This window comes from Bacteroides sp. MSK.20.12, assembly GCF_019052435.1.
GTDB lineage: Bacteria > Bacteroidota > Bacteroidia > Bacteroidales > Bacteroidaceae > Bacteroides > Bacteroides xylanisolvens.
Window position 1 is genome coordinate 40,673 of the sequence record NZ_JAHQVH010000021.1, and the last position, 26,555, is coordinate 67,227.

Consider the following 26,555-nt stretch of genomic DNA (forward strand, 5'->3'; position numbering starts at 1 on the left):
ATTCATTCTATCGAATCTCTAAAAACGATCAAAATAGTTTTTAATAAAATCTGATACCATTTATAATAAACTATCAAAAAGTTTATTATAAACAGAAAGTACGTTTATTAAGAGCGTAGTCCTTAATTGTAAAAATTGAGAAACACGTTTGCATACAATAGCAGGTCATTAATAAGTCTATTTATTCACACAGTAATAGAAATGGACATAATCATTATTTCATCCAAACGATTGGATACCCCAACTCTCTTTTGATTGCTTCCATTTCTGCACTGTGCCACATTTCATGTTTAAAGCTCCACGACAATGCTTCATATTTAGTTTCCGCAACAGGATGTTTAAACGGGAGAGGCTGCAAGCACTCTGCCAAAACATCATCATTCAGAGTTTCCAGATTCTCGATACAGATTTGATGAACAATTTCCGTTTGTTCTCTCAATTCAGCAACTGGAATCAAGTCCTTTTCTATGGAACGATGCAATGTTCCCATACCATTGAATATTCTATTATATTTTTGGATAGGCACTAATCGCCCCACCTTTTCGTTCACTCCGGTAACAGCTGTCAGTTTATGAAAATTCTGTGAAACAAGCAGATGTCCCACTTGCCAAATAAAGTTAGAATCTGTTCCTTCAGGAATAACATACCACAAATCTTCCGGCAATTCAGACATCAAACGATTCACAAATGTGCGAGCTTCTATAATCTGCTCCTTTAAAAAGTCAATTTTACTCATAACTATATGTTTTTTAATTATACATATAGTTAGTGGAAAAGCAAATGAGCTTTGTGACAACTTACTGCAAGAATTTCTCCCAATAATTTTTCCTCGGTAGTTCTTTTTCAAACTTCCTATATAAATCGGCAAGCCTCATCATTCGTTGCACCATTGTATATTCTTTATCCATATCAATAGAATATACCGGTTTGCAAATGCGACATTTACAAGCACCATCGGGATTATATAACGGGCAAGTATCATTCATAAAAGCTGTGATTTTCTGAATGGAACGATTATAGATTTGCCGCACATTACTTTCTTTCAGTTCCATGATTTCGCCAATCTGTCGATAAGGCAACCCGATATTTTCTCTAAAGATAAAAATCAGACGAGCATCATTATTCAGACAATGATTTAAAGCGGTGATACACCAATCGCACCTTTCTTTTATCCATTCCCGCTTCGCTTCTTCCCCACCGGAATATTCAATTTCCGGCAACGAACGGAAATATTCGATTTCCGACATTTTCACATGCTTTTCACATGCTGCATATCTACCAATAGTGCGACGAGCGATAGTGTATATCCATGTAGAAATCTCCGAATCGCCTTTAAAGCTACTGATACTTTTGCAAAGTTCATACCAGACTTCCTGTGCTGCTTCGCGGGCGATTTCTTTATTCTGAATCATCCGGTGAGCAATCATGGAAATCATATTTCCATATTCTTTCACCAAACGATTGATATCTATTTCCATCGTTACACACTAAAATGTTTTCTTCAAATATATCATATCCACCAACTGCACACCATCCTCATACATCGGATGATCGTAGTTGTCAGTAAAGAAATTCTTTATCCGGTGAGAAATCGCAAAACCACAATGTTCATAGAATGATCTGGAAGAAGGTACATCTCCTGTGCCCACCAACATTTCAGAGCACTTCCCCTGATAATATTCAAATAAAAACTCTATTAAACGTTTTCCGTACCCCTGTCGTTGAAAGAAAGGAACAGTAGCAATATTCTTGATTTCATAAACTCCTTCCCCCTCACGTGTCACCACACAAAGAGCTTTCAGCCCGTCATCATAAAGAACAAACATATCACCGCGTTCCAGATATCGGTCAATCATACTTTCTTGTTCATCAGCCAAGAGTAATAAATCAAGGAATTCTTTTTTATCTGAAGTTACTAGTTTTATCTCCATATTTTTAGATATTGAACGGTGTGGAAGTCATTGACCTGTACCGTTATATTTGTTTATCAACAACCTATAAAATAGTTTATTGCAAAGATATAAACTTTCGCCGAATAAACAGCTTTCCGGAAATATTACCGACACAACGGTAAAATGGATTCCGCCTGGACACTACAACTGTTTCACAAACTCGTTCGACAACCCCGTACATTCGGCTATCACATCAAGAGCAACACCTTTCAGTTTGAGTTTGCGAGCTATCTCCACTGTTTGTTTTTGTTGTTCAAGAGTATTGAAGACCAAGGTAATCACCTGACCGATGGCTTCGATAAACCGTTTTCGTTCCGGACGTTTTGAGAAGTCTACGCCCCAAAAAGTGGAACGTTTACGGTGAAGAATCAGGTAATAGATACCTGCATTTATCAATGCCGAAATGATATCGATGTGAAGCCCTGTATCCTTAAACAGATCATTGTAGCGGGTAAATACATCAGCATAGAATAATTCCCGGTTGGCTGCCAGCCGACGAGTAGTAGGATTATCTTCGGACAATTCCCAAAAAAGCAGTTTTTGCATCTCACTATCGTTATAGAGGGCATTGGCAAGATTGGTAAAGACTTCGGTCATTACCTTTTCATTAATTGTCGCCATCGGATGTTTGGGGGTGAACAGATCAGAAATCCAATAGTCTACCGAAGCGGCATAAAGCGAAAGTATCTTCTCCACAGAAGTGTAGTTACGTTTCAACACGTCTACACGAATGCCTGCTTTCTCCCCAATATCCACCATCGTGATACGGGACAATCCTTTTTCTTTTGACAGTTCCGACACAGCTCGGAGGGTAGCCTCCTTTAATTCGTTGCGAGTACGGCGTATTCTTTGCGTCTTATCCTCTTTCACTTCAAACGGTTATCTTCGATTGGTAGCAAAGGTAATAATTTACCCGAAATTATTAGTAAGCAAGTTCGAATAAAATAAAAATAAATAAATATTTAGAGAAATAATTTTCTTATAAATATTATCATTACATTTGCGTATTACTCGTTACAAAAACAGTATAATTAGTATACTGCTAAATATAAAATGATTATATGTGATCTATATGAAAATATAATCTTTAAATAAATGATAACTATTTTATAAGATACAAACATGAAAGCATATCAGGCAAAAGAAAGAATAAATATACCCCATCTGCTGATACACGCCTGTCAGAATAAAGGCAAACAAAGCCAGTATACATTACTGCCCAAATCAATTGTTGGAAAACTGCTAAATACCAAAAAGAAAAGATCGTTTGACGATATTTTAGAAGAAAGTTTTAATGGTATAATTAAGAAAAATAATAGCAAACAAAATAACATCGATCACAAACGGGTAAATTATTCTAAAAGGAATTACCCGCCAAACATTTGTTACAATCAAAAATAAAAATATAATGAAAATAATACTAGAAAAAGAATATTCGTTCGCAAATGCATTCTTTTGGGATGTAATATTACATCATCATATACAAGCAGTAGATGAAGAAAAGGAAGCAAACTTTGATGAGATATGGAATGAAGAACTAGCCCCAGCATCTTTAGATAGAAAAGAATGTGTAGAATATTGGAAAAAATTATCTCAATCCGAATTAGAGACATCTGATAATGAAGGGGAGATAGAAAATCCGAATACTCTATTACTTCCTGTGAATAAGGATATAACACTAAAAATAGAATTTCATCCATGCTACACATACTATTTTCTAAATAATATCCTAATTGGAGAAATTTGTGGACATTTTCACCTAAAATACATCACATATCCAGAGTTGCTACAGATTGCCAAACAAAAATATGGAGATATACTATTCCATTTATTGTTACCTTTGTCCGCCATCAGAGAACAAGAAAAAGAAGCAGCCTTCGACGAAATAACTCAAAGATTGAAACAGATCCCGATATTTCAGGAACAGCCAGATTATATTAGCAAATGTCTCTTAAGCGGATTATTAATACCTAACTCCGATATACAAGAGATTCCTGAAATAGGGACTATCTGTACAAGCAACCATTCCTATAGAAATGCATTGGTGTATGATGATGATGTAAAGTTGGAAATAAAAGATTTGAATGCCCTTTTATCAAAACTATAGATGCAAACAAAATAATTCATGTTATGTCATTCCTTTTAAAGTCATTCGCAACAAACTAAAAAATAGAAGCAATGGGATCTTTCAAAAAGCTGGTAAATATTTTATTAGGAACAAAAAAAGAATATGCAGTAAAAGATTTGGGAATCTTTCACTCTAAGGTTTGTGATTGGTGGCAGAATGAGCACTACGCCTGGTGGAGCACAGTGCAGTTGCCATCATATTCGGAGGAAACTGTGATTTGGTTAGAAGGAAATGCTTCAGCTCCTTTGTCACAACAGTTATTGGATTTACAGGCATTGTTGGAGAATTGGAAATCAGTGATTGCCCGAGTGGAAAGTTTATTACCTAATGAAAGCCGATTGGCACATAAAGAAGAAACATATACTTCGTGGCAGAATAGATTTTATCCGGAAGAAATAAAATCATCCGTCAAGTACAACGATAGCTGGGAAATCACATTTACCACAGATGATTTAGATTATTGTTTCAGCTTTATTTGGAAAAATAACACTGTGCGGGATTTAACCCTATATTGACTAGATGATAACAACCTGCAAACTGTCCAAAATCAGTTAGTGACTTAACACTAGCAATAATAATTAAATAATAGAAAGTTATGAAAATAATTAATGAAGAAAAGCTGAAACCAGTTATAACTTTAAAGCAAGTTATGATTGAAAATAAACCAATAACTAATGTTATATACGATGATGATGGTGATTGGCTATGTTTTCATGCATATACAATTAAAGAAGATGATGCTTATGTTGTTTCAATAGAACAAATTATCGAACATGATAAAACTCTACTTTCTTTGCCTGATTTGAGAGAAGGAGAAAAAGTCAGACGTTCCAATATCAATGAATTGTGGGAAAAGTATTAGGTTCTGCATTGCAAACATTCATAATGTATTGCTAACAAACAGCACACCTCCAAAAGCATACGCTGCCGAACATTATCACCCGCAAAATAAGACAGAAAATGAACACTGAATACAAAGGCTTAAAAATAGCGGAAGATGCAAAATTTGAGAATATGGATTTTGTGGATTATGATTTCACAAAGTCGGATATCACCGAAGTCGTTTTTAAAAACGTGAACTTCCGTAATTGCATTTTCAATAAGACTATTTGCGGACATACCAGATTTTGGTGCTGTTTCTTTGAAAACTGCACATTTACAAGAGTTGATTTGTCTGCTACCTACCTCGGAGCTTGGGGCGGTGGGCAGAATAATTGCACTTTTGTCAAATGTAAATTAGGTAAAATCACAAACGCTTCATATATAACAAATACCGTATTTGAGAACTGCAAGATAAAAAGTTACATAATATATTGTTTTTATATGGAAAATGTTCGCTTTGTAGGTTTGATAGATGATTTTATGATACAGAGAATGAGAAAAGAGGAAATTACACAGTATCAAACTTCAGATAAAGCAGAACAAGTTATCTTCCGGATTAAGAAACATACAAAAATGGAGAATATCCTTAATGCTTCTAAAGTAATCATGAAGAATATCGATTTTTCATTGGCAACGATGCAATTCATCAATTTCAAAGAATGTGAATTAGAGCATATCATCCCACCTATAGATGATAAACATCTATTAATCGGTAAGAATTTGGATAAAATTACCGCAAGAGTATCAGAAGAGATTGAAAAAGACTGGTATAATGCAGATAATAAAAGTTGGGCTTTGAATTGCATAAAAAACGTACTAGAAGAAGCACCGATAACGATTGTTTGCTGGCATGAATTCAAACATTTTGAGAATGAGGAGTTTGCTGATAGGTTAATGGAGCTATTTATAAAAGCAAAAAGGGAATTGGACGATAGCAAACAGCTAACAACATAATGCTGCACACTACCGGATATTATTAACCAAGTAAACAAAAAATATGGAACTAAAAAAATGTCTCTTATATAAAGCAATCCTTGCCCCAACTGACCAACCGTCTTTGGGTTGGATTGGAGGATGTCCACCTGCTTATTGTGGTGAAGAGGATACTTCTTTTACAGGTTACCTCTTTTATATGACTTTAATATTACCTAATAAGCAAAGACAAATATCTATTTTTCTACCTGAAGATTGGGAAATCTATCTATGCAAGAATAGGTACCCCGATTGTGCAATCAAGGTTATTGAACATGATATTTCTTCGGAAGGTACAAAAACAGAGCTACAACATCCGGCAATTATAAAACATGATATTATCCTTTATAAAGAATGTTGTGATACTGAAACGGGAAATGAGCCTTTCCTGGTAAAGCTGGGTGGTATCCCCCGCTTAGTCCAAAATAAAAAATTCTATTATGATCAGCTAGAAAAAGATAGATATTCTTTTTATATGCAAATAGATGAAGACGGCTATCCTCTTGATGGACTACTGAAAGGTAATTATCCTTTCTGTTATAGCGCATTATATTTGTATGCCAAACAGGATAATAACATTGTGGAAAATATCATTGCCGGTTATTGGCAATCGACATAACAGAAAAAAGATTAATGACACATGGCATAATAATAGTAAACAAACAGCAGAATAGGTAAGAAAGAAATACCGCCGGACACTATAATAAAATAAATAAAAGAATTATGGCAAGATATGAATTAGGAGCAATCTATAAAATTGATGGCAAAAATAAGGGAACTTATTATGCAAGACTTCTAACAAAAGATTGTTATGGAGTTTTTGCCCCATTGAAAGGTGAATTAAACGAAGAAACATTCTCTCAAACTCCTTATCATCTCTATCTTATTTGCAATTCTTTTCCTGTGAAACGAGGCATATGGGAAAAAGTAATCCCTTCTCCTGATAAAACAGACATTAAACGCTGGCAACGTCCTGACTTGGCACATTTTGCTAATTTTAATAGGATTTTTTTTCTTAATCAATGCATTATCTCTCAAGATGGGCTGATACATGAATGCAATAAGAAGAATTTCATAAATTTGGTCAAGGCTGGAATGATTTCACATATTTTCAATAGACATGAAAATATTCCAGCATTTTTAATGGAATATTATGAAGAATATCCTAAAAGCTATATTATAAACAAGAAAATGATTCACACAGGAACTCCTGAATATCAAAAGGAACAATTAGAAGTCTTAGATGAATTGGGTTTTGATACGAAAAACTTATTATAATGCACACCTCAATAGTCCAAAATGGTAATTAGTTACCCACTATTAAGCAACCAATAAAAAATAAAACATATGGAAAATTACTACACAGTACTTTATGAAGGATGGCAGATGCAATGTTGCGGTCAGCCATTCAGTATAAACGATATGGTTAGATGAGATGTTTTTACTTTCAATAAAACACTAACTGACGTCAACCAAACAATAGAATACATATACAATGCACATTATGAAACGAGTGATGGATTACATATTTTACAAGGAACAGTCCATCAAATAAATGCGATTTATACAAAATATAAGCCATCTGCAGCCAATCCTCAATTTCTAATTCCTGTTTCAAGCCTTCTTAGAAGTGTGGTTGATGCTAACGGATATGAAGAAGAAATTAATGGAATGACTTTTGACTCTTATATTGTAGTATTGAGAAACGTTAGCATTAAAAAAGTTACTAACCAAACAGTACGTGGTTTAAAGTAGCACACTGCTAAACATTGTTAGTTAAACAATAAAACTAAAATAACAAACATGGAAAAAGAACAAGATTTTTTTAGCAACCTGACACCAACAAGTGGCGGTTTAATCCTCGTCGCTTTGGGAGCTTTAGTTCTTATCGGGGCTATTCGCCGATGGGAATGGATATTTGACATGACGGGACAACGCAACGGAAGATTCAATTTTCTCCTGTGGCTATATGACGTATTCGGTGAAAAAGGATTGAGAGTCGGAATGATTATCAATGCTATCATCATCATGCTTGGTGGGATCGGGATAATGATATTTATGAAATCATGAAATACCGTGGGCAGGAGAAATCACATTTCGGAAATAAATAAAAGAGAAGAATATAGAACAAGACATTATTGATAATGAGTTGGCTATTCAACTTTGATCTCCTCCTCATGTTAAAGACCTCTTTCTACAGAAGTATTTTCTCCAAATCATCAGGTACATACGCCATTCCGGAAAACTCCCGGGATGCTTCTTCTGTATAAGACTTCTTGCGAGTTTCCAACGTCTTATCCTCCGTGTGATATAACAATAAATTCTTTACTCCCAATTGTTGTGCCAGCCTGCCTGCATCCTGTGCCGTACTATGATGTTTTTCATAAGGTTTAAAACGTTCACGGTCCGCATATAAACAGAATGCTTCACACAATAACCAGTCTACTCCTTCAGCATACGCACGGTTTTGCTCATTATATGGTTCATCTCCCAAACAAGCCAGAGACTTTCCATCAGGCAATAATGCCCGGAAGCCAAATTGTTTTTCTTTAGTGGAGGCAATATCGAAAAATTGTACATTCAAGTCTCCGAGCCGGAGAGTATCACCATGTTTGACGTCACAGAACTCAACATACTTATTGATAGCTCCTATAACCGAAACAGGAAGCGTCATGCGGCATATTTGATCCAACACCATCAATACTTTATCGTGTCCATACACACGAAACCTACCGGAATAGTGTCCATTGGATGCCCACTGCGCAATGATACGTATCATCCAGACAGCTCCCAGTATATGATCGGTATGAGCATGCGTCACAAACATATCATGTATACTGTCAATAGGCACATCCACTTTTTCCAACTGATTTAAAATTCCATTTCCCCCCCCCTGCATCAACCAACAGCACTGTCTCTTTCGTTTTAAGGATAAAACAAGTATTATAGCATTTGGTTACAGTAGCATTACCCGTTCCGAGCATAATCAGTTCAGTCTCTATCTCATTCATTTCTTTCGTTGTCATTAATGTTGCTGATTCATTTGTCTATGGTCCAAAATAGTACTCATATTCTCCAAGGCCCATCCCACCAGTCCTTCAATATGAGGAATCAATGTACCGCCTGTATCTGTCAGGCAATACTCCACACGGGGAGGTATTTCAGCATACACTTTCCGTTCAACTAATCCATCTGATTCCAAAGTACGCAATGTAACAGTCAACATTCTTTGAGAGACATCTTCTATCGTTTTATGGATATCACTAAAACGCATAGTTCCATTTGCGTTCAGCGTAATAAGCACCAGCATCGACCACTTATCTCCCAAGCGGCTAAGCACATCTCTTATCGGACAATTCCCCGTCGGATGAAAGTTTTTCATTCTTTAACGTTTTGTATTTTATTGAGCTTCAGCAATAGTTACCTCTATGTAACTTCCTTATTTTCAAGTACGTTATTGCATTTCTCAAATAAGAAAGATACATTTGCATCACAAAAGTAATAAACTTACTAATAATAACTATTGTTTCATTTAAATAATTATGATTATGGCAAAGAAAGTTGCAGTTTTAGCAGTGAATCCGGTAAATGGTTGTGGACTATTCCAATATTTGGAAGCATTTTTCGAGAATGGCATTTCATATAAAGTATTTGCCGTATCGGATACGAAGGAGATTAAAACAAATTCAGGAATCAGCCTGACAGTGGATGATGTGATTGCTAATTTGAAGGGACACGAAGATGAGTTTGACGCACTCGTTTTCTCTTGTGGCGATGCAGTGCCTGTATTTCAGCAGAATGCCGATAAGCCTTATAATGTAGATTTGATGCAAGTCATTAAAACGTTCGGGGATAAAGGGAAAATTATGATTGGACATTGTGCCGGTGCAATGATGTTTGACTTTACCGGTATAACCAAAGGGAAAAAAGTAGCAGTTCACCCATTAGCCAAGCCAGCTATTCAAAACGGAACAGCTACCGATGAGAAATCAGAGATAGATGGTAACTTCTTCACCGCTCAAGATGAAAATACCATTTGGACAATGTTACCACATATAATTGAAGCATTAAAATAATGCCTACAGTGTAGATACAAAACAATAAATATAAACATTATAACATAAATCTACACATCCCAAGATGGAAAGGTATGTTCCTTTAAAAGAAACGATGCGTTTCTCGGTGTGCAACAAGTCGTTTCTTTTAAAGGAACGACTTGTTGGTTTAAAAGGAAAAATGATAAACATACCACCCTAGTAATCAAACATTTACAGATCATCAAAACAACAACACAACTACACGCCCAACTTTAATAATTTTCAACAAACATACAACATCCATACACCCATAAAAAATATATCCTCTCTATCCTATTCTCTTTCCGTACTATAATAAAGAAAAACGGAACATTATGAAAAAACAAAAACAGTATTCTTCATTCTTAAAAAGTCCGTATATTAGCAGCTTGAAGATTTGAAAGAGATGAACAGCATACTCATTTTGAGTTTATCTAACTAAAGATGCCTAAAACAATATGACCAGAGAGAAAGAAAATTACAATGCATTTTTACTTCATTTTTTAGAAAGGTTGAATGGCTGTGAATCTATTGAAAACAAAATCACAGAATCACTGACAGATATTTGCGAATACTACGGTTTTAAAAGAGGATTCATTTACCAAACTGATGGATTTCGCTACTTTTATCTAAAGGAAACTGTCGGAAATAGCGACAACATCCTGCGACAACGTTTTGAAATCAGCGAAATGACCAATCAACATGCTGCGCGTATAAATGGAAAGAACAAACCTTTTTATGCTTGCAGAAACCAAAATACTTCATGGAATGATGTAGACATCGTGGATTTTTATAAAGTCGACTCATTACTAATCCGGCAAATTCAAGACTCCGAAGGGAAAATTATCGGATTTATCGGATTTGGAGACAGAGAACATGCAATATCCTTCACCGACGAAGAACTTCAAGTGATTCATCTCATTTTAGGCTCCCTCTCCAAGGAAATAGCAGTGCGGGAATATAAAGAAAGAGAAGTGCGGGCAAGCAAGACATTAAGCAGCATCATGAATAATATGGGAGTTGACATTTATGTGAACTCTTTTGATTCTCATGATATGCTATATGCCAATGAATCTATGGCCGCTCCTTACGGAGGCATCGAACATTTTGAAGGAAAAAAATGCTGGCAGGCTCTTTATAAAGATAAAACCGGAGAATGTGAGTTTTGCCCTAAAAAACATTTGATTGATGAAAACGGACAACCTACCAAAGTCTACTCCTGGGACTACCAACGCCCGTTTGACAAATGTTGGTTCCGGGTATTCAGTGCAGCATTTGCCTGGATTGACGGACAAATAGCACATGTTATAACCAGTGTCGATATCAACCATCAAAAAACGATTGAAGAAGAACTAAGAGTAGCCAAAGAAAAAGCAGAAAATCTGGACCGCTTAAAATCAGCCTTTCTCGCTAACATGAGTCACGAAATCCGCACTCCGCTAAATGCGATTGTTGGTTTTGCAAGTCTGTTGGTTGAATCGGACGACAAAAAAGAACGTCAGGATTATGTTGACATTATGCAGGAAAACACAGAACTTCTTTTGCAGTTGATTTCCGATATTCTCGATTTATCGAAAATAGAAGCCGGAACACTCGACTTCACCATGGATCACCTGGATATCAAGAGCTTCTGCGAAGATATAATGCGCAATTATGATATAAAAGAAGATAAACCCGTACCCGTTTTGCTGGCTCCGGATTTACCTGAATATTATATTTACACAGACAAAAAGCGTTTAATGCAGGTTATTACCAATTTCATAAATAATGCTCTCAAATTTACGAATGAAGGGCAGATTATGTTGGAATATCGCCATAAAGCAGAAAGTAACGAGATAGAATTCGCTGTCACAGACACAGGTATGGGGATTGCGCCCGATAAAGTAGATCAGGTGTTCGACCGATTTGTAAAACTCAACTCTTTTTCAAAAGGCACGGGCTTAGGTCTATCTATTTGCAGAAGTATCATCGAACATCTTGGCGGCACTATCGGTGCCGAATCCGAAATAGGAGTCGGCAGCCGTTTCTGGTTCACACATCCCTTGCGCTTAAATCAATAAGAAATAATAAAAAGAACCTGCCCTACTTATCAATAGTAGGAACAGGTTATACTTTTTTTCTATGGAGTGTCTCCCTCATCTATAGAAAGATCAATGAAATAATGCCTTCTTTCGACTTCCTTTTTGCCACTTCCTGTGAAAAACACTACTTTTGCATCGCTATTTTGATTTTAGAATAAAACAAATACCCAACGTTCATTTATGACTGAAGAAAAAATACATAAAGACCGTCCCGGAAACTGGTGGGCATTAAGCCCGTTACTCGTATTCCTTTGCCTCTATCTGGTAACTTCCATCCTCGTCAACGACTTTTATAAAGTACCTATCACAGTGGCTTTCCTCGTCTCTTCCTGTTATGCCATCGCCATTACACGCGGCTTGAAACTGGACCAGCGTATCTATCAATTCTCGGTAGGAGCTGCCAATAAGAATATCCTCCTGATGATATGGATATTCATCCTTGCCGGAGCTTTTGCCCAAAGCGCAAAGCAAATGGGTGCAATCGATGCCACCGTCAATCTGACACTGCATATTCTTCCGGATAATTTATTGCTGGCAGGCATCTTTATTGCCGCCTGTTTCATCTCTTTATCCATCGGAACCAGTGTGGGAACTATTGTCGCCCTTACTCCCGTTGCCGTAGGACTGGCAGAAAAAACTGAAATAGCTCTCCCCTTTATGGTAGCCGTTGTAGTAGGCGGTTCTTTTTTCGGAGACAACTTATCTTTTATCTCCGATACCACCATCGCTTCGACAAAAACCCAGGAATGTGTAATGCGCGATAAATTCCGTGTAAATTCTATGATTGTCGTCCCGGCAGCCATCATTGTGTTGGGAATTTACATATTTCAAGGACTATCCATTACAGCCCCCACCCAAACACAGACCATTGAATGGATCAAAGTTATACCTTATATAATAGTATTAGGAACAGCCATTGCCGGAATGAACGTGATGCTCGTACTCATAATCGGTATATTGACAAGTGGTATCATTGGCATCGCGACCGGCAGCTTCGGGATCTTCGACTGGTTTGGTGCCATGGGAACAGGAATTACAGGAATGGGAGAACTGATTATTATCACTCTGCTGGCCGGAGGGATGCTCGAAACAATCCGTTATAACGGCGGTATCGATTTCATTATCCGGAAACTCACCCGCCACGTCAATGGTAAAAGAGGAGCCGAACTAAGCATCGCAGCCCTGGTAAGTATCGCCAACTTATGTACTGCCAACAACACGATTGCCATTATCACAACAGGACCGATTGCCAAAGATATTGCCGTGAAATTCCATCTCGACCGAAGAAAAACAGCCAGTATCCTCGATACTTTCTCCTGCCTGATACAAGGGATTATTCCATACGGAGCGCAGATGCTGATTGCAGCGGGACTTGCCAGTATCTCCCCCATCAGTATCATCGGCAATCTCTATTATCCGTTTACAATGGGAGCATGCGCCTTACTAGCAATCTTGTTCCGCTATCCGAAACGGTATTCGTAAAAAAGATGCGAAATGTTTGTCAATCAAAAGAAAAGCCGTATCTTTGTGCCCGCTATTACGAGATAATAGCATAATTCAAATCAATCATTAAAAACAATTATTTAAAATGGCAACTAGAATCAGATTGCAAAGACACGGACGTAAAAGTTACGCGTTCTATTCAATTGTAATTGCAGACAGCAGAGCACCACGTGATGGTAAATTTATTGAGAAGATTGGTACTTACAACCCTAACACCAATCCTGCTACAGTAGATTTGAATTTCGACGCTGCATTGGCATGGGTACTGAAAGGTGCACAACCAAGTGACACTGTACGTAACATCCTTTCTCGTGAAGGAGTTTACATGAAGAAACATCTTCTGGGCGGTGTAGCAAAAGGCGCATTCGGAGAAGCAGAAGCAGAAGCTAAATTCGAAGCTTGGAAAAACAACAAACAGTCAGGTTTGGCTACTTTGAAAGCTAAACAAGACGAAGCTAAGAAAGCTGAAGCTAAAGCACGTCTGGAAGCAGAAAAGAAAATCAACGAAGTGAAAGCAAAAGCACTCGCTGAAAAGAAAGCTGCTGAAGCTGCTGAAAAGGCTGCTGCTGAAGCACCTGCAGAAGAAGCTGCCGCAGCTCCGGCTGAAGAAGCTCCTGCAACAGAAGCTGCTGCTGAATAAATTTCAGCAGATTCCGAACAAGAAATTAGGAAAAAGCAATAAATCCTCTCTGGTCCGCCGGAGGGGATTTTTTTATTACTTTCTGCTATAAAACATATCAAATTATTTATTCCGTTCAAAATAAAATGCCTTTCTTTGCATCAGCATAGTTCAGCATAGTATTACTTATTTTTCGAATATGAAACGAACTGATAGAAAGGCAACATTCGGACAACAGGCAAGCAAGGTTACGCAACTAGCGGACGCACTTAGCCAGGCGATTTCCAGGAAAGAATTTCTTGAAGGAGATTCTTTGCCTTCCATCAATCAGTTAAGCGCTCAATACGGAGTATCACGTGATACGGTTTTCAAAGCTTTCCTTGATTTACGCGAACGAGGACTGATCGACTCCACTCCCGGCAAGGGCTATTATGTGACGAGCCAGGTGACCAATGTTTTATTGCTGCTCGACCAATATACTCCTTTCAAAGAAGCTTTATATAATAGTTTCGTCAGACATCTGCCTATTAACTATAAGGTAGACTTATTGTTTCATCAATACAACGAACGGTTGTTCAATACGATCCTCCGGGAATCCATCGGGAAATACAACAAATATATCGTGATGAATTTCGATAACGAGAAATTCAGCACTGTTCTCAATAAAATTAATCCTTCAAGATTATTACTTCTCGATTTCGGCAAATTTGAAAAAGAAAAGTATTCATATATCTGCCAGGATTTTGATGAATCTTTCTTTCAGGCATTGAATCAGCTCAAGGAAAAGTTGAAGAATTATCGCCAGCTCGTTTTTCTGTTTCCAAAAAGCCTGAAACACCCCCAAAGCAGTAAGGTATATTTTACCCGTTTCTGCCAGGAACAGGGATTTCTCTGTGAAATACAGGAGGATATTGAGAACCTGATTGTACGTAAGGGAGTTGCCTATATCGCCATCAAACAACAAGACGTAGTAAAGGTGGTGAAACAAGGAAGATTGGAAGGACTGAAATGCGGAAAAGATTTTGGCCTGTTGGCTTACAATGATATTCCTTCCTATGAAGTGATTGACGAAGGAATAACCTCATTGAGTATTGATTGGGAAATGATGGGAAATGAAGCGGCCAATTTTGTTCTCAATAATGTACCGGTGCAGAAGTTCTTGCCGACGGAAGTAAGACTTCGAAAGTCGCTTTAATTTTTTTTGCGAAGACATCAGCACAGTTCAGCACAGATATTAATTAATCCTTTAATAGATAAAAACCATGAAAAAGTATCCGAAAATCGGGATTCGTCCCACAATCGATGGTCGTCAGGGTGGCGTTCGCGAAAGCCTTGAAGAGAAAACAATGAATTTAGCAAAAGCAGTAGCCGAGTTAATCAGCAGCAACCTGAAAAACGGTGATGGCAGTCCGGTGGAATGTGTTATAGCCGATAGCACGATCGGACGCGTAGCCGAAAGTGCCGCTTGTGCGGAAAAGTTTGAAAGAGAAGGGGTCGGCTCTACCATTACCGTCACTTCTTGCTGGTGCTACGGTGCTGAAACGATGGATATGAACCCGCATTATCCGAAAGCTGTCTGGGGATTCAACGGCACAGAACGTCCGGGAGCTGTATACCTTGCTGCTGTACTTGCCGGACACGCACAAAAAGGCCTTCCCGCATTCGGTATCTACGGACGCGACGTTCAAGATTTGAACGACAACACAATCCCTGAAGATGTATCGGAAAAGATTCTTCGCTTTGCACGTGCCGCACAGGCAGTAGCTACGATGAGAGGCAAATCTTACCTGTCAATGGGTAGTGTATCTATGGGTATCGCCGGTTCCATCGTTAATCCTGATTTCTTCCAAGAGTATCTGGGAATGCGTAATGAGTCAATAGACCTCACAGAAATCATCCGTCGAATGGACGAAGGCATCTATGACCACGAAGAATACGCCAAAGCCATGGCCTGGACTGAAAAAAATTGCAAGACAAACGAAGGTGAAGACTTCAAGAACCGTCCTGAAAAACGTAAAACCCGTGAACAGAAAGATGCTGATTGGGAATTCATTGTAAAGATGACGATTATCATGCGCGACTTGATGACCGGAAATCCCAAATTGAAAGAAATGGGATTCAAGGAAGAAGCCTTGGGACACAATGCCATTGCAGCCGGTTTCCAAGGACAACGCCAATGGACAGACTTCTATCCTAACGGTGACTATCCGGAAGCTCTGCTCAACACTTCTTTTGACTGGAACGGTATTCGTGAAGCATTTGTCGTAGCTACCGAGAACGATGCCTGCAACGGCGTAGCTATGCTGTTCGGACATTTATTGACCAACCGCGCCCAAATATTCTCCGACGTACGTACTTACTGGAGTCCTGAAGCCGTGAAACGTGTAACCGGCAAAGAATTGAGCGGATTGGCAGCAAATGGTATCATTCATCTTATCAATTCCGGCGCAACGACTCTCGACGGTTCCGGCCAATCATTAGACGCGGCAGGCAGTCCGGTTATGAAAGAACCATGGAACCTGACGGACGCTGACGTAGAAAACTGCCTGAAAGCAACTACCTGGTATCCGGCAGACCGTGACTACTTCCGTGGCGGCGGTTTCTCTTCCAACTTCCTGTCAAAAGGTGGCATGCCCGTAACCATGATGCGCCTCAACCTGATTAAAGGCTTAGGCCCTGTCCTGCAAATCGCAGAAGGATGGACAGTAGAAATAGATCCGGAAATCCACCAAAAACTGAATATGCGTACAGATCCTACATGGCCTACCACCTGGTTTGTACCGCGTCTATGTGAAAAACCTGCTTTCAAAGATGTATATTCAGTAATGAATAACTGGGGAGCCAATCATGGAGTCATCAGTTATGGACACATCGGTCAGGACTTAATCACTCTTGCTTCCATGCTCCGCATCCCGGTATGCATGCACAATGTAGAAGACAACGAAATATTCCGTCCGGCAGCTTGGAACGCCTTCGGCATGGATAAGGAAGGAGCGGACTACAGAGCTTGTACCACTTACGGTCCTATCTACAAATAATTTTAATTCAGACAAAAGAACATAAGGACAAAAGATAAAAACAACTTCAATAAACAGCTATAAATAATTCTATTAGCGCAGACCTTATGTTCTTTTGTTCTTATGTCTAAATAAAAGCAATTTCGACTCACTTAATTCTAATTTTTTTATCTTTGCAATTATGATTACCAACGAACATATCGAACAGTTCATCCAACAAGCACACCGTTACGGGGATGCAAAGTTAATGCTTTGCAGCAGCGGTAACCTTTCCTGGAGAATCGGTGAAGAAGCATTGATTTCCGGTACGGGTTCCTGGGTTCCCACACTTGGCAAAGAAAAAGTATCTATCTGCCATATTGCCAGCGGCACTCCTACCAATGGTGTAAAACCTTCTATGGAAAGTACATTCCATTTAGGGATTCTCCGCGAACGTCCGGACGTCAATGTCGTTCTCCACTTTCAATCGGAATATGCCACGGCTGTCTCCTGCATGAAGAACAAACCGACAAACTTCAATGTAACAGCAGAAATTCCCTGTCATGTAGGTTCGGAAATACCTGTGATTCCGTATTATCGTCCCGGCTCACCGGAACTGGCAAAAGCTGTGGTAGAAGCCATGTTAAAGCACAACTCGGTTTTACTGACCAACCACGGGCAAGTAGTATGCGGAAAAGACTTCGATCAAGTATACGAACGGGCTACCTTCTTTGAAATGGCTTGCCGCATCATCGTTCAATCCGGCGGTGATTATTCAGTACTCACACCGGCAGAAATTGAAGACCTGGAAATCTACGTATTAGGAAAGAAAACCAACTAATATCCGGGCAATATACCATGAAAGATACCATCAAACACACTTATTTAGCAGCAGACTTCGGAGGCGGAAGTGGACGGATTATCGCCGGCTTCCTTCACCATGGCAAACTGGAGTTGGAAGAGGTATACCGCTTCTCCAACCGGCAGGTCAAACTAGGAAATCATATCTACTGGGATTTCCCGGCCCTGTTCGAAGATATGAAGACCGGACTGAAACAGGCTGCACAAAAAGGATATGCCGTAAAAAGTATTGGTATTGACACCTGGGGAGTGGATTTCGGACTGATTGACAAACATGGAAACCTGTTAGGAAATCCAGTCTGTTACCGGGACGCAAGAACAGAAGGAATACCGGAAGAAGTATTCAAGCTACTGGATGAACGCCAACACTATGCCGATACCGGTATTCAGGTGATGGCTATCAATACGCTGTTTCAACTTTACAGCATGAAACAGCATCAAGATGCACAGTTGGAAGTTGCCCGGCAACTGTTATTCATGCCCGACCTCTTCAGCTATTTCCTGACAGGAGTAGCCAATAATGAATATTGCATAGCCTCCACCTCCGAACTACTCGATGCCCAATCGCGGAACTGGTCAGTGGATACCATACGCGCCTTAGGTCTTCCCGAACATCTGTTCGGTGAGATTATTCTCCCCGGAACAATCAGGGGGACTCTGAAAGAGGATATTGCCCGCGAAACAGGACTGGGTACCGTAGACGTTATTGCTGTCGGCTCACACGACACAGCCAGTGCCGTCGCCGCTGTTCCTGCCGTAGAAAATCCTATCGCTTTCCTTAGTTCCGGCACTTGGTCGCTACTGGGAGTAGAAGTGGATGAACCCATATTGACGGAAGAAGCAAGAAAAGCTCAATTCACCAATGAAGGAGGCGTAGACGGCAAAATCCGTTTCCTACAGAATATAACAGGACTATGGATTTTGCAACGCTTGATGAGTGAATGGAAAGCATGTGGCGAAGAACAAAATTATGATATAATCATCCCGCAAGCTGCCGAAGCACAGATTGCGACCATTATCCCTGTGGATGACGCAACATTCATGAATCCGGAAAATATGGAAAACGCTCTTATTCATTATTGTCGGCATCATGCTTTGCAAGTGCCGAAAAACAAAGCAGAAACCGTGCGATGTGTACTCCAGTCATTAGCTTTCAAATATCGGCAGGCGGTGGAACAGCTCAACCATTGTCTCCCCTCTCCGATCCGTCAGCTAAACATCATCGGCGGAGGATCACAAAACCAATTACTCAACCAACTGACAGCTGACGAACTCGGTATTCCCGTTTATGCAGGTCCGGTAGAAGCTACTGCAATGGGAAACATTCTGACACAGGCTATGGCAAAAGGAGAAATAGCCGATCTCCGTGAATTGAGAGAGATTGTAACTCGTAGCGTTACACCACAAGTATATTACCCTAAAAAATAAAAGTATATGGAAACACCCAAAACCGGTTATCAGGTTCAATCTTATGACGTTCCCGTCAAACGATATTGCCAAACCCTCGATTTACGCGATTCTCCGGAACTGATCGCTGAATATCGGAAAAGACATAGCCAGGCGGAAGCATGGCCCGAAATCCTAGCCGGGATCCGGGAAGTCGGTATTCTGGAAATGGAAATTTATATCTTGGGAACACGACTGTTCATGATTGTCGAAACTCCCCTTGATTTTGACTGGGACACAGCAATGGAACGCCTGAACACGCTTCCCCGCCAACAGGAGTGGGAAGAATATATGGCCATCTTCCAACAAGCCGCTCCCGGAATGAGTTCCGCAGAGAAATGGAAACCGATGGAGAGAATGTTCCATTTGTATAACACTTAAAAAATACCAGAAACAACCATGAAACACCCCAAACAGTCCATCCTCTCGAAAGATGGCATCAGTTATCTTATACCTTTTGTTCTCATTACCTCATGTTTTGCATTATGGGGATTTGCCAATGATATTACCAATCCGATGGTAAAGGCATTCTCCAAGATTTTCCGGATGAGTGCTACCGACGGAGCATTGGTACAGGTTGCCTTCTATGGAGGGTACTTTGCAATGGCTTTCCCGGCTGCCATATTCATCCGCAAATATTCCTACAAAGCCGGTGTTTTGTTAGGACTGGGAATGTATGCTTTCGGAGCATTTTTATTCTTCCCCGCCAAAATGACGGGAGAATATTATCCGTTTTTGATTGCCTATTTCATCCTGACCTGCGGATTGTCCTTCCTCGAGACAAGCTGTAACCCGTATATTCTTTCTATGGGAACGGAAGAAACAGCTACCCGGCGTTTGAACCTTGCACAGTCTTTCAATCCGATGGGGTCACTTCTCGGAATGTATGTAGCCATGCAATTCATTCAAGCGAAATTGCATCCGATGTGTACTGAAGACCGCGCATTGCTTAACGACAGTGAATTTCAGGCGATCAAAGAAAGCGACCTTAGTGTTCTGATTGCTCCTTATCTTATCATCGGACTGGTTATCGTAGCGATGTTGCTTCTGATACGATTCGTCAAGATGCCGAAAAACGGAGATCAGAATCATAGAATAGATTTCTTTCCTACACTGAAACGCATTTTTACCCAAACACGTTATCGTGAAGGGGTAATTGCTCAATTCTTCTATGTAGGCGCGCAAATTATGTGCTGGACATTTATCATTCAGTATGGAACCCGTTTATTCATGTCGCAAGGTATGGACGAGAAAAGTGCGGAAGTGTTATCACAGCAATATAATATTGTGGCAATGGTGATATTCTGTATCAGCCGTTTCATCTGTACATTCATTCTGCGCTATCTCAATGCAGGCAAATTATTGATGATTCTCGCTATCTTCGGAGGTGTTTTCACTCTAGGAACTATCTTCCTCCAGAATATCTTCGGACTTTACTGTCTAGTAGCAGTTTCCGCCTGTATGTCACTAATGTTCCCCACCATCTACGGTATTGCCTTGAAAGGCATGGGAGATGATGCTAAGTTTGGAGCTGCAGGCCTTATTATGGCTATCTTGGGAGGCTCTGTTCTTCCACCGCTACAGGCAAGTATCATTGACCTGAAACAAATAGCCTGGTTGCCGGCTGTCAATGTTTCATTCATTCTACCCTTCATCTGCTTCCTTGTAATCATCGGTTATGGTTACCGTACAGTGAAAAGAAACTGGTAAAAAACAAACTTAAAAATAGTGACGCTATCCCATCATGATACCGTCACCATCCCACCCATATAGTGACGGTATCCGCAGCGGATAGCGTCACTATTTTTATTTATCTTTTTTTCATAAACAATTCCCATTTTCTTCGCGTCTTAATTTTATTTGCCTACATTTGCCATTCGATTTCCAATAATTTGTTAACTCAATGACCACAAGCCAAGACAACATATTACTAGCAAAACAATTCGGAATGATATTCACAGAGTATTATTCGGTAGTAAAATATTTCGCTTTTATGTTGCTTAAATCCGAAGAAGACGCAGAAGATATTGCTCAAGACGTTTTCACGAAATTATGGACCCAGCCCGAAATATGGACAAAAGTACCCAATTTAAAACCCTATGTCTATACTCTTACCAAAAGCACGACCCTCAATTTTATCAAACACAAAAAGATAGAATTAGCCTATCAGGAGAAAGTGATAGAAAAAAGCCTTATTGAGGAACTTTCTCAAACAGAAGATCCTCTCAATGCCATATACTATAAAGAAGTTAAACTTATCATCCAATTAACCCTCGACCGTCTTCCCGAACAACGCAGAAAGATTTTTGAGATGAGCCGTTTCGAAAATATGAGCAATAACGAAATCGCTGAAAAGCTGAACATTTCAGTCCGAACAGTAGAGCATCATATCTATTTAACTCTACTTGAAATGAAAAAAATATCTTTTTTGTTTTTTTTCGCACTTTTCCTTAAGTAGTCTGTCTTAGTTAATTGAGGTATTAATGTAACAGATCTAATTAATATCTCAAAATGAAGAATTATTTTCAGAAAATACTAGCCTTATTTACCGGAAATGACTATCCGGGATCTACCCGACAGGAATTCTACAAATGGTTGGTAGACGAAGAACATGTTTCCGAAAAGGATGAAGCATTACAAACTCTGTGGGAAGAAGGATACAAATCAGGAACAGCTCCTAACTTGCATCAATCATACGAGCTATTAAGAAGAAATGCAGGCATTCCTTCCGTACGAGAAAAACGGAGAATCCGCCCGATCCATATCTGGCAAATAGCCGCTGCCGTATTCTTTATAGTAGCAGCTTCTTCCATCTATCTTTCTACCATAGGAAAAAAGGTGGAACCCAATTTATTGCAGCAATATATTCCGACAGCAGAGGTACATACTCTCACCTTGCCTGACGGAACCAAAGTACAACTGAACTCACAAAGCACCCTTTTATATCCACAGGAATTTACTGGTAAAGACCGTAGCGTATTTCTGATTGGTGAAGCCAATTTCAAAGTGAAACCGGACAAGAAGCATCCGTTTATCGTCAAGTCGAACGATTTTCAGGTAACAGCACTCGGAACGGAATTTAACGTAGCTGCATACCCCGAGAATCCGATCATAGCGGCAACCTTGATTTCAGGAAGTGTACTCGTTGAATATAATGATTTGAATTCTCAAATGATTCTGAAACCAAACGAGCAATTGGCCTATCATAAACACACCCGACAATACCATCTGGACACTCCCGATATGAATGACATCACAGCCTGGCAACGTGGCGAACTGGTATTCAGAGAAATGAATGTAAAAGAGATTATAACTATATTAGAACGTAAATATCCATATACCTTTGAGTATCGCCTGAAGAATCTGAAAGAAGATAAATACAGTTTCCGTTTTAAAGATAAAGCACCGCTATCCGAAGTAATGGATGTAATAGTAAATGTAGTAGGTCAGATGGATTATAAAATACAAGGTGACCGCTGCTATTTAATCCCCAAATAGAAAAATATCCTGATAACAGGAAGAAACAGATAACAATATTATTAATTTAGTTAACCTTATACGCCCATGCAAAAAAGTATCCGGAACAGAGGGCGAACTCTATCCCGGATATGAAATCAAATTTCTCAATATTAGAGTTCTACTCTATAAATCACCGTGAAATAATTTAGTTTATAACCTAATACTAAGAAAATGCTACAAATTTATGAATTTATAGTAGACCATACAGCAAAGGGAAGAAGTTTTATGCTTTTTTTCTGTTTGTTGCTCATTACAACAAGCTCCTTTGCGCAAACAGATGCCTCAATCACCATTCAAAAGAAAAATATATCTGTCATTGAAGCACTTAAAGAAGTAGAAAAACAATCCGGCCTATCTGTAGGTTACAACGACTCCCAATTAAAGAACAAGCCTGTATTAAATCTTGATCTTAGAGCTGTAACAGTAGAGAACGCCCTTACACAAATTCTCAAAGACAGTGGATTCACTTATGAGTTCAAAGGGAAATATATAATGATTGTTCCTGACAAAAAAACAGAAGTAAATCCAACTAAGAATGTGACTGGAAAAGTTGTTGATGAGAATAATGAACCTCTAATTGGAGTTAATATCAAAGTGGAAGGAAACTCCGAAGGAGCTATCACCGACATAGATGGCAATTTCACAATCATGGTCCGCCAAGGTAATATATTAAGCTTTACCTATGTGGGATATACATCCAAAACTGTGAGAATAACAGATAAAAACATCTATGCAGTAAAATTAGTAAGCGACACGAAACAACTCAATGAAGTAGTCGTGACTGCCCTCGGTATCAAGCGCGAGCAGAAAGCCTTGAGCTACAATGTGCAACAGGTGAAATCGGATCAACTGACAGAAATTAAAGACGCTAACTTCATCAACAGCCTGAATGGCAAAGTGGCAGGTGTCAATATCAACAGCAGTTCTTCCGGTGTAGGTGGAGCCAGCAAAGTGATAATGCGTGGTACGAAGTCTATTGAGCAATCCAGCAATGCCCTGTATGTGATTGACGGCATCCCGATGTTTAACTTCGGTGGTGGCGGCGGTACGGAAAATGGTTCCCAGGGAGTCACCGAAAGCATTGCCGACATCAACCCGGACGATATTGAAAGCATCTCGGTATTGACAGGAGCGGCAGCCGCCGCACTATACGGAAGTAACGCTGCCAACGGAGCTATCGTCATCAACACGAAACGGGGTAAAGTAGGCAAAATGCAGGTTTCTGTATCTAGTAACACTGATTTTTCTAAGCCATTTGTGATGCCGCGCTTTCAGAACCGTTATGGTACAGGCAGTAAAGGAAAATCGGACGGTTCTTCTACAAATTTGAGTTGGGGACCGTTACTGAACGATGCATCCCGCAGGGGGTACGAACCACGTGACTTTTTCGACACAGGAATGACTTATACCAATTCCGTCACCTTATCGACAGGTACAGAAAAGAACCAGACCTTCTTTTCCGCAGCCGCAGTAAACTCGGAGGGGATTGTACCGAATAACCGCTACAATCGTTTTAATTTTACTTTCCGTAATACTACTTCATTCCTGAATGATAAACTGAAACTGGACATCGGAGCGAGCTATATTATTCAGAATGATCGCAACATGACTAATCAAGGCGCTTACTCAAACCCGATAGTTCCTGTTTACCTGTTTCCGCGTGGAGACGATTTCAACTTGATAAAAGTATTCGAACGCTGGGACCCGGCCCGCAAGATCAAGACCATGTACTGGCCACAAGGCGAAGGAGACCTGCGTATGCAAAACCCTTATTGGATAGCATATCGTAATCTACGGACCAACAATAAGAAGCGTTACATGCTGTCCGCCTCGTTAAGCTACGACATCACGGACTGGCTGAACGTCTCGGGACGTGTCCGGGTAGATAACTCCAATACCAAATATGAGCAAAAGCTGTACGCCAGTTCGAATACTACTCTCACCGAAGGTAGTACCCAGGGATTCTACGCCATTGCCAAGCCGGATGAATCACAGGTGTACGCCGATGTACTGGCAAACATCAACAAACGCTTTGGGGACTACTCACTTGTAGTGAATGTCGGAGCGAGCATCGTGGATAATAAGTATGACGAACTTAGTTATCGCGGACCGATACGTGCCAATGGCATTCCTAATGTGTTTAACGTGTTCGATCTCGACAATACGCAAAAGAAAGCTCGTCAGGACGAATGGGAAGAACAAACTCAATCCATTTTCGCGAGTGCGGAACTGGGCTGGAAAAGTATGCTCTACCTTACGTTGACCGGACGTAACGACTGGGCATCACAACTGGCAAACTCATCTTCCACCTGTTTCTTTTATCCGTCTGTGGGGCTTTCGGCGATCATCTCCGAAATGGTAAAACTACCTTCTGCAATCGATTACCTGAAAATACGCGGTTCATTCAGTTCCGTCGGTATGCCCTACCCACGTAACCTGACCTCACCTACCTTTGAGTACGATGAAACGACACAGACGTGGAAACCAAAAACGCATTATCCTATCGGCGACCTCAAACCCGAGCGTACCAATTCATGGGAATTAGGACTGGACATGCGTCTCTTCAAGGACTTCAACCTTGGCGTGTCATGGTATCTGGCTAACACGTTCAACCAGACCTTCGACCCGAAAATTTCCGTATCTTCGGGATATACTACCATTTACTTGCAAACAGGTTATGTACGTAACCAAGGAGTCGAGCTCTCTCTTGGTTATGGACACACATGGAAAAAAGACTTCCGCTGGCAAACGAACTTTACGCTTAGCCACAATAAAAACAAAATTATCGAACTGGTAAAGGATTACATACACCCGGAAACCGGTGAGCCTATCAATAAAGACCGGTTGGACGTAGGCGGACTTGGAAAGGCACGGTTCATCCTGAAAACGGGAGGGTCACTCGGTGACCTCTACACTCAAGCCGACCTGAAACGGGATGATAACGGAATGGTGGAAATTTCCCCTGCAGGCACATTGATAACAGTCAATAATCAACCTGATATCAAGTTGGGAAGCGTCTTCCCCAAGTGTAATCTGGCATGGAGCAATCAATTCTCATGGAAAGGATTTAATGTCAGTGCTCTGTTGACCGCACGTATTGGCGGTATTGTTTATTCTGCCACAGCAGCAGCCATGGATCAATACGGTGTGTCCGAAAGCTCGGCGATTGCCCGGGACAACGGTGGCGTATTGATAAACGGACGTAACAAGGTGGATGCACAGACATGGTTCACCGCCATTGGTTCCCAGCTGGGATTGCCACAATATTATACTTACAGCGCCACCAACGTACGCCTACAGGAAGCAGCTATAGGATATACCCTCCCCCGCAAATGGTTACATGATGTATGTGACATACAGGTGTCCGTTGTAGGACGCAACCTCTGTATGATATATAACAAAGCTCCCTTCGACCCTGAAGCGGTTGCCACAACCGGCAATTATTATCAAGGAATCGACTACTTTATGCTACCGAGTACGCGCAATATCGGTTTTAACGTGAAAATAAACTTTTAACGGA

The 26,555-nt window shown here is 40.0% G+C and carries 27 protein-coding genes and 1 pseudogene; 22 read left to right on the forward strand and 6 right to left on the reverse strand.

Translation table 11 applies throughout. The features are described 5' to 3' along the window. Positions 1 to 214: 214 nt before the first annotated feature. The 4 genes from KTR06_RS12590 to KTR06_RS12605 all read right to left on the reverse strand — a co-directional run bounded on the left by KTR06_RS12590 (position 215) and on the right by KTR06_RS12605 (position 2,822). A complete protein-coding gene (locus tag KTR06_RS12590; RefSeq protein ID WP_217290389.1) occupies positions 215 to 736 on the reverse strand; it encodes a DinB family protein in 522 nt (173 codons plus the stop codon). Between the two features lie 61 nt (positions 737 to 797). Beyond that, positions 798 to 1,478 (reverse strand): RNA polymerase sigma factor, encoded by a 681-nt coding sequence (locus KTR06_RS12595; RefSeq protein WP_022275226.1) that lies wholly within the window; start codon positions 1,476 to 1,478, stop codon positions 798 to 800. 9 nt (positions 1,479 to 1,487) lie between these two features. Continuing rightward, a complete protein-coding gene (locus tag KTR06_RS12600; RefSeq protein ID WP_008022934.1) occupies positions 1,488 to 1,931 on the reverse strand; it encodes a GNAT family N-acetyltransferase in 444 nt (147 codons plus the stop codon). Between the two features lie 162 nt (positions 1,932 to 2,093). Further along, the gene (locus KTR06_RS12605; protein WP_120070601.1) at positions 2,094 to 2,822 is read right to left on the reverse strand and encodes a TetR/AcrR family transcriptional regulator; all 729 of its coding nucleotides are present in this window, start codon (positions 2,820 to 2,822) and stop codon (positions 2,094 to 2,096) included. A 252-nt stretch (positions 2,823 to 3,074) separates the two neighbouring features. Here KTR06_RS12605 and KTR06_RS12610 point away from each other — a divergent pair, with 252 nt between their 5' ends. The 9 genes from KTR06_RS12610 to KTR06_RS12645 all read left to right on the forward strand — a co-directional run bounded on the left by KTR06_RS12610 (position 3,075) and on the right by KTR06_RS12645 (position 8,004). After that, complete coding sequence (locus tag KTR06_RS12610; RefSeq protein ID WP_233471866.1) at positions 3,075 to 3,353, forward strand: hypothetical protein; 279 nt, start codon at positions 3,075 to 3,077, stop codon at positions 3,351 to 3,353. Positions 3,354 to 3,360: 7 nt separating this feature from the next. Further along, a complete protein-coding gene (locus KTR06_RS12615) occupies positions 3,361 to 4,059 on the forward strand; it encodes an Imm19 family immunity protein (RefSeq protein WP_217290390.1) in 699 nt (232 codons plus the stop codon). Between the two features lie 71 nt (positions 4,060 to 4,130). Next, positions 4,131 to 4,595, forward strand: coding sequence for a hypothetical protein (locus KTR06_RS12620; protein ID WP_217290391.1), 465 nt, complete (start codon positions 4,131 to 4,133; stop codon positions 4,593 to 4,595). A gap of 80 nt (positions 4,596 to 4,675) precedes the next feature. Then, the gene (locus tag KTR06_RS12625; RefSeq protein ID WP_151926703.1) at positions 4,676 to 4,942 is read left to right on the forward strand and encodes a hypothetical protein; all 267 of its coding nucleotides are present in this window, start codon (positions 4,676 to 4,678) and stop codon (positions 4,940 to 4,942) included. Between the two features lie 98 nt (positions 4,943 to 5,040). Further along, positions 5,041 to 5,916: a pentapeptide repeat-containing protein gene (locus KTR06_RS12630; RefSeq protein ID WP_151926704.1), complete on the forward strand. Its 876-nt coding sequence runs from the start codon at positions 5,041 to 5,043 to the stop codon at positions 5,914 to 5,916. Positions 5,917 to 5,959: 43 nt separating this feature from the next. Continuing rightward, entirely contained in the window at positions 5,960 to 6,553 is a 594-nt protein-coding gene (locus KTR06_RS12635) for a hypothetical protein (RefSeq protein WP_217290392.1), read from the forward strand. A 104-nt stretch (positions 6,554 to 6,657) separates the two neighbouring features. Continuing rightward, positions 6,658 to 7,212, forward strand: a complete 555-nt coding sequence (locus KTR06_RS12640; RefSeq protein ID WP_120070701.1) for a hypothetical protein — start codon at positions 6,658 to 6,660, stop codon at positions 7,210 to 7,212. Between the two features lie 69 nt (positions 7,213 to 7,281). Further along, entirely contained in the window at positions 7,282 to 7,368 is an 87-nt protein-coding gene (locus tag KTR06_RS24750; protein WP_317196101.1) for a DUF6578 domain-containing protein, read from the forward strand. A gap of 369 nt (positions 7,369 to 7,737) precedes the next feature. Beyond that, positions 7,738 to 8,004, forward strand: coding sequence for an immunity 17 family protein (locus tag KTR06_RS12645; protein ID WP_120070693.1), 267 nt, complete (start codon positions 7,738 to 7,740; stop codon positions 8,002 to 8,004). Positions 8,005 to 8,128: 124 nt separating this feature from the next. On the opposite strand, the pseudogene KTR06_RS12650 reads toward KTR06_RS12645, so the two are convergent. Together KTR06_RS12650 and KTR06_RS12655 are read right to left on the reverse strand one after the other, a co-directional pair. Continuing rightward, positions 8,129 to 8,945: pseudogene (locus tag KTR06_RS12650) on the reverse strand (MBL fold metallo-hydrolase). Positions 8,946 to 8,959: 14 nt separating this feature from the next. Next, positions 8,960 to 9,316: a helix-turn-helix domain-containing protein gene (locus KTR06_RS12655; protein WP_217290393.1), complete on the reverse strand. Its 357-nt coding sequence runs from the start codon at positions 9,314 to 9,316 to the stop codon at positions 8,960 to 8,962. Positions 9,317 to 9,482: 166 nt separating this feature from the next. On the opposite strand from KTR06_RS12655, the gene KTR06_RS12660 reads away from it, so the two are divergent. From KTR06_RS12660 to KTR06_RS12720, 13 genes are all read left to right on the forward strand, one after another. Continuing rightward, positions 9,483 to 10,010 (forward strand): DJ-1/PfpI family protein, encoded by a 528-nt coding sequence (locus tag KTR06_RS12660; protein WP_074708345.1) that lies wholly within the window; start codon positions 9,483 to 9,485, stop codon positions 10,008 to 10,010. A gap of 458 nt (positions 10,011 to 10,468) precedes the next feature. Further along, positions 10,469 to 12,070 carry an ATP-binding protein gene (locus KTR06_RS12665; RefSeq protein ID WP_151923724.1) on the forward strand — a complete coding sequence of 534 codons (1,602 nt, stop codon included), beginning with the start codon at positions 10,469 to 10,471 and terminating at the stop codon, positions 12,068 to 12,070. 201 nt (positions 12,071 to 12,271) lie between these two features. Beyond that, complete coding sequence (locus tag KTR06_RS12670; RefSeq protein ID WP_008640665.1) at positions 12,272 to 13,573, forward strand: Na+/H+ antiporter NhaC family protein; 1,302 nt, start codon at positions 12,272 to 12,274, stop codon at positions 13,571 to 13,573. Positions 13,574 to 13,679: 106 nt separating this feature from the next. Continuing rightward, positions 13,680 to 14,234: a 30S ribosomal protein S16 gene (locus KTR06_RS12675; RefSeq protein WP_004300172.1), complete on the forward strand. Its 555-nt coding sequence runs from the start codon at positions 13,680 to 13,682 to the stop codon at positions 14,232 to 14,234. A gap of 178 nt (positions 14,235 to 14,412) precedes the next feature. After that, positions 14,413 to 15,408, forward strand: a complete 996-nt coding sequence (locus KTR06_RS12680; RefSeq protein WP_217290394.1) for a GntR family transcriptional regulator — start codon at positions 14,413 to 14,415, stop codon at positions 15,406 to 15,408. Between the two features lie 67 nt (positions 15,409 to 15,475). After that, positions 15,476 to 17,251: an L-fucose isomerase gene (fucI, locus tag KTR06_RS12685; RefSeq protein WP_217290395.1), complete on the forward strand. Its 1,776-nt coding sequence runs from the start codon at positions 15,476 to 15,478 to the stop codon at positions 17,249 to 17,251. Between the two features lie 160 nt (positions 17,252 to 17,411). After that, positions 17,412 to 18,050, forward strand: a complete 639-nt coding sequence (locus tag KTR06_RS12690) for a class II aldolase/adducin family protein (RefSeq protein ID WP_217290396.1) — start codon at positions 17,412 to 17,414, stop codon at positions 18,048 to 18,050. 17 nt (positions 18,051 to 18,067) lie between these two features. Then, positions 18,068 to 19,498 carry a rhamnulokinase family protein gene (locus KTR06_RS12695; protein WP_217290397.1) on the forward strand — a complete coding sequence of 477 codons (1,431 nt, stop codon included), beginning with the start codon at positions 18,068 to 18,070 and terminating at the stop codon, positions 19,496 to 19,498. Between the two features lie 6 nt (positions 19,499 to 19,504). Continuing rightward, on the forward strand, positions 19,505 to 19,897 hold the full coding sequence (locus tag KTR06_RS12700) for an L-rhamnose mutarotase (RefSeq protein ID WP_004313194.1): 393 nt from the start codon (positions 19,505 to 19,507) through the stop codon (positions 19,895 to 19,897). Positions 19,898 to 19,915: 18 nt separating this feature from the next. Further along, positions 19,916 to 21,226 (forward strand): L-fucose:H+ symporter permease, encoded by a 1,311-nt coding sequence (gene fucP / locus KTR06_RS12705; RefSeq protein ID WP_049702544.1) that lies wholly within the window; start codon positions 19,916 to 19,918, stop codon positions 21,224 to 21,226. Positions 21,227 to 21,419: 193 nt separating this feature from the next. Beyond that, positions 21,420 to 21,974, forward strand: a complete 555-nt coding sequence (locus tag KTR06_RS12710; protein ID WP_049702543.1) for an RNA polymerase sigma-70 factor — start codon at positions 21,420 to 21,422, stop codon at positions 21,972 to 21,974. Positions 21,975 to 22,027: 53 nt separating this feature from the next. Then, positions 22,028 to 23,014 carry a FecR family protein gene (locus KTR06_RS12715; RefSeq protein ID WP_118407781.1) on the forward strand — a complete coding sequence of 329 codons (987 nt, stop codon included), beginning with the start codon at positions 22,028 to 22,030 and terminating at the stop codon, positions 23,012 to 23,014. Positions 23,015 to 23,206: 192 nt separating this feature from the next. Beyond that, a complete protein-coding gene (locus KTR06_RS12720; protein WP_118407782.1) occupies positions 23,207 to 26,551 on the forward strand; it encodes a TonB-dependent receptor in 3,345 nt (1,114 codons plus the stop codon). Positions 26,552 to 26,555: the final 4 nt, after the last annotated feature.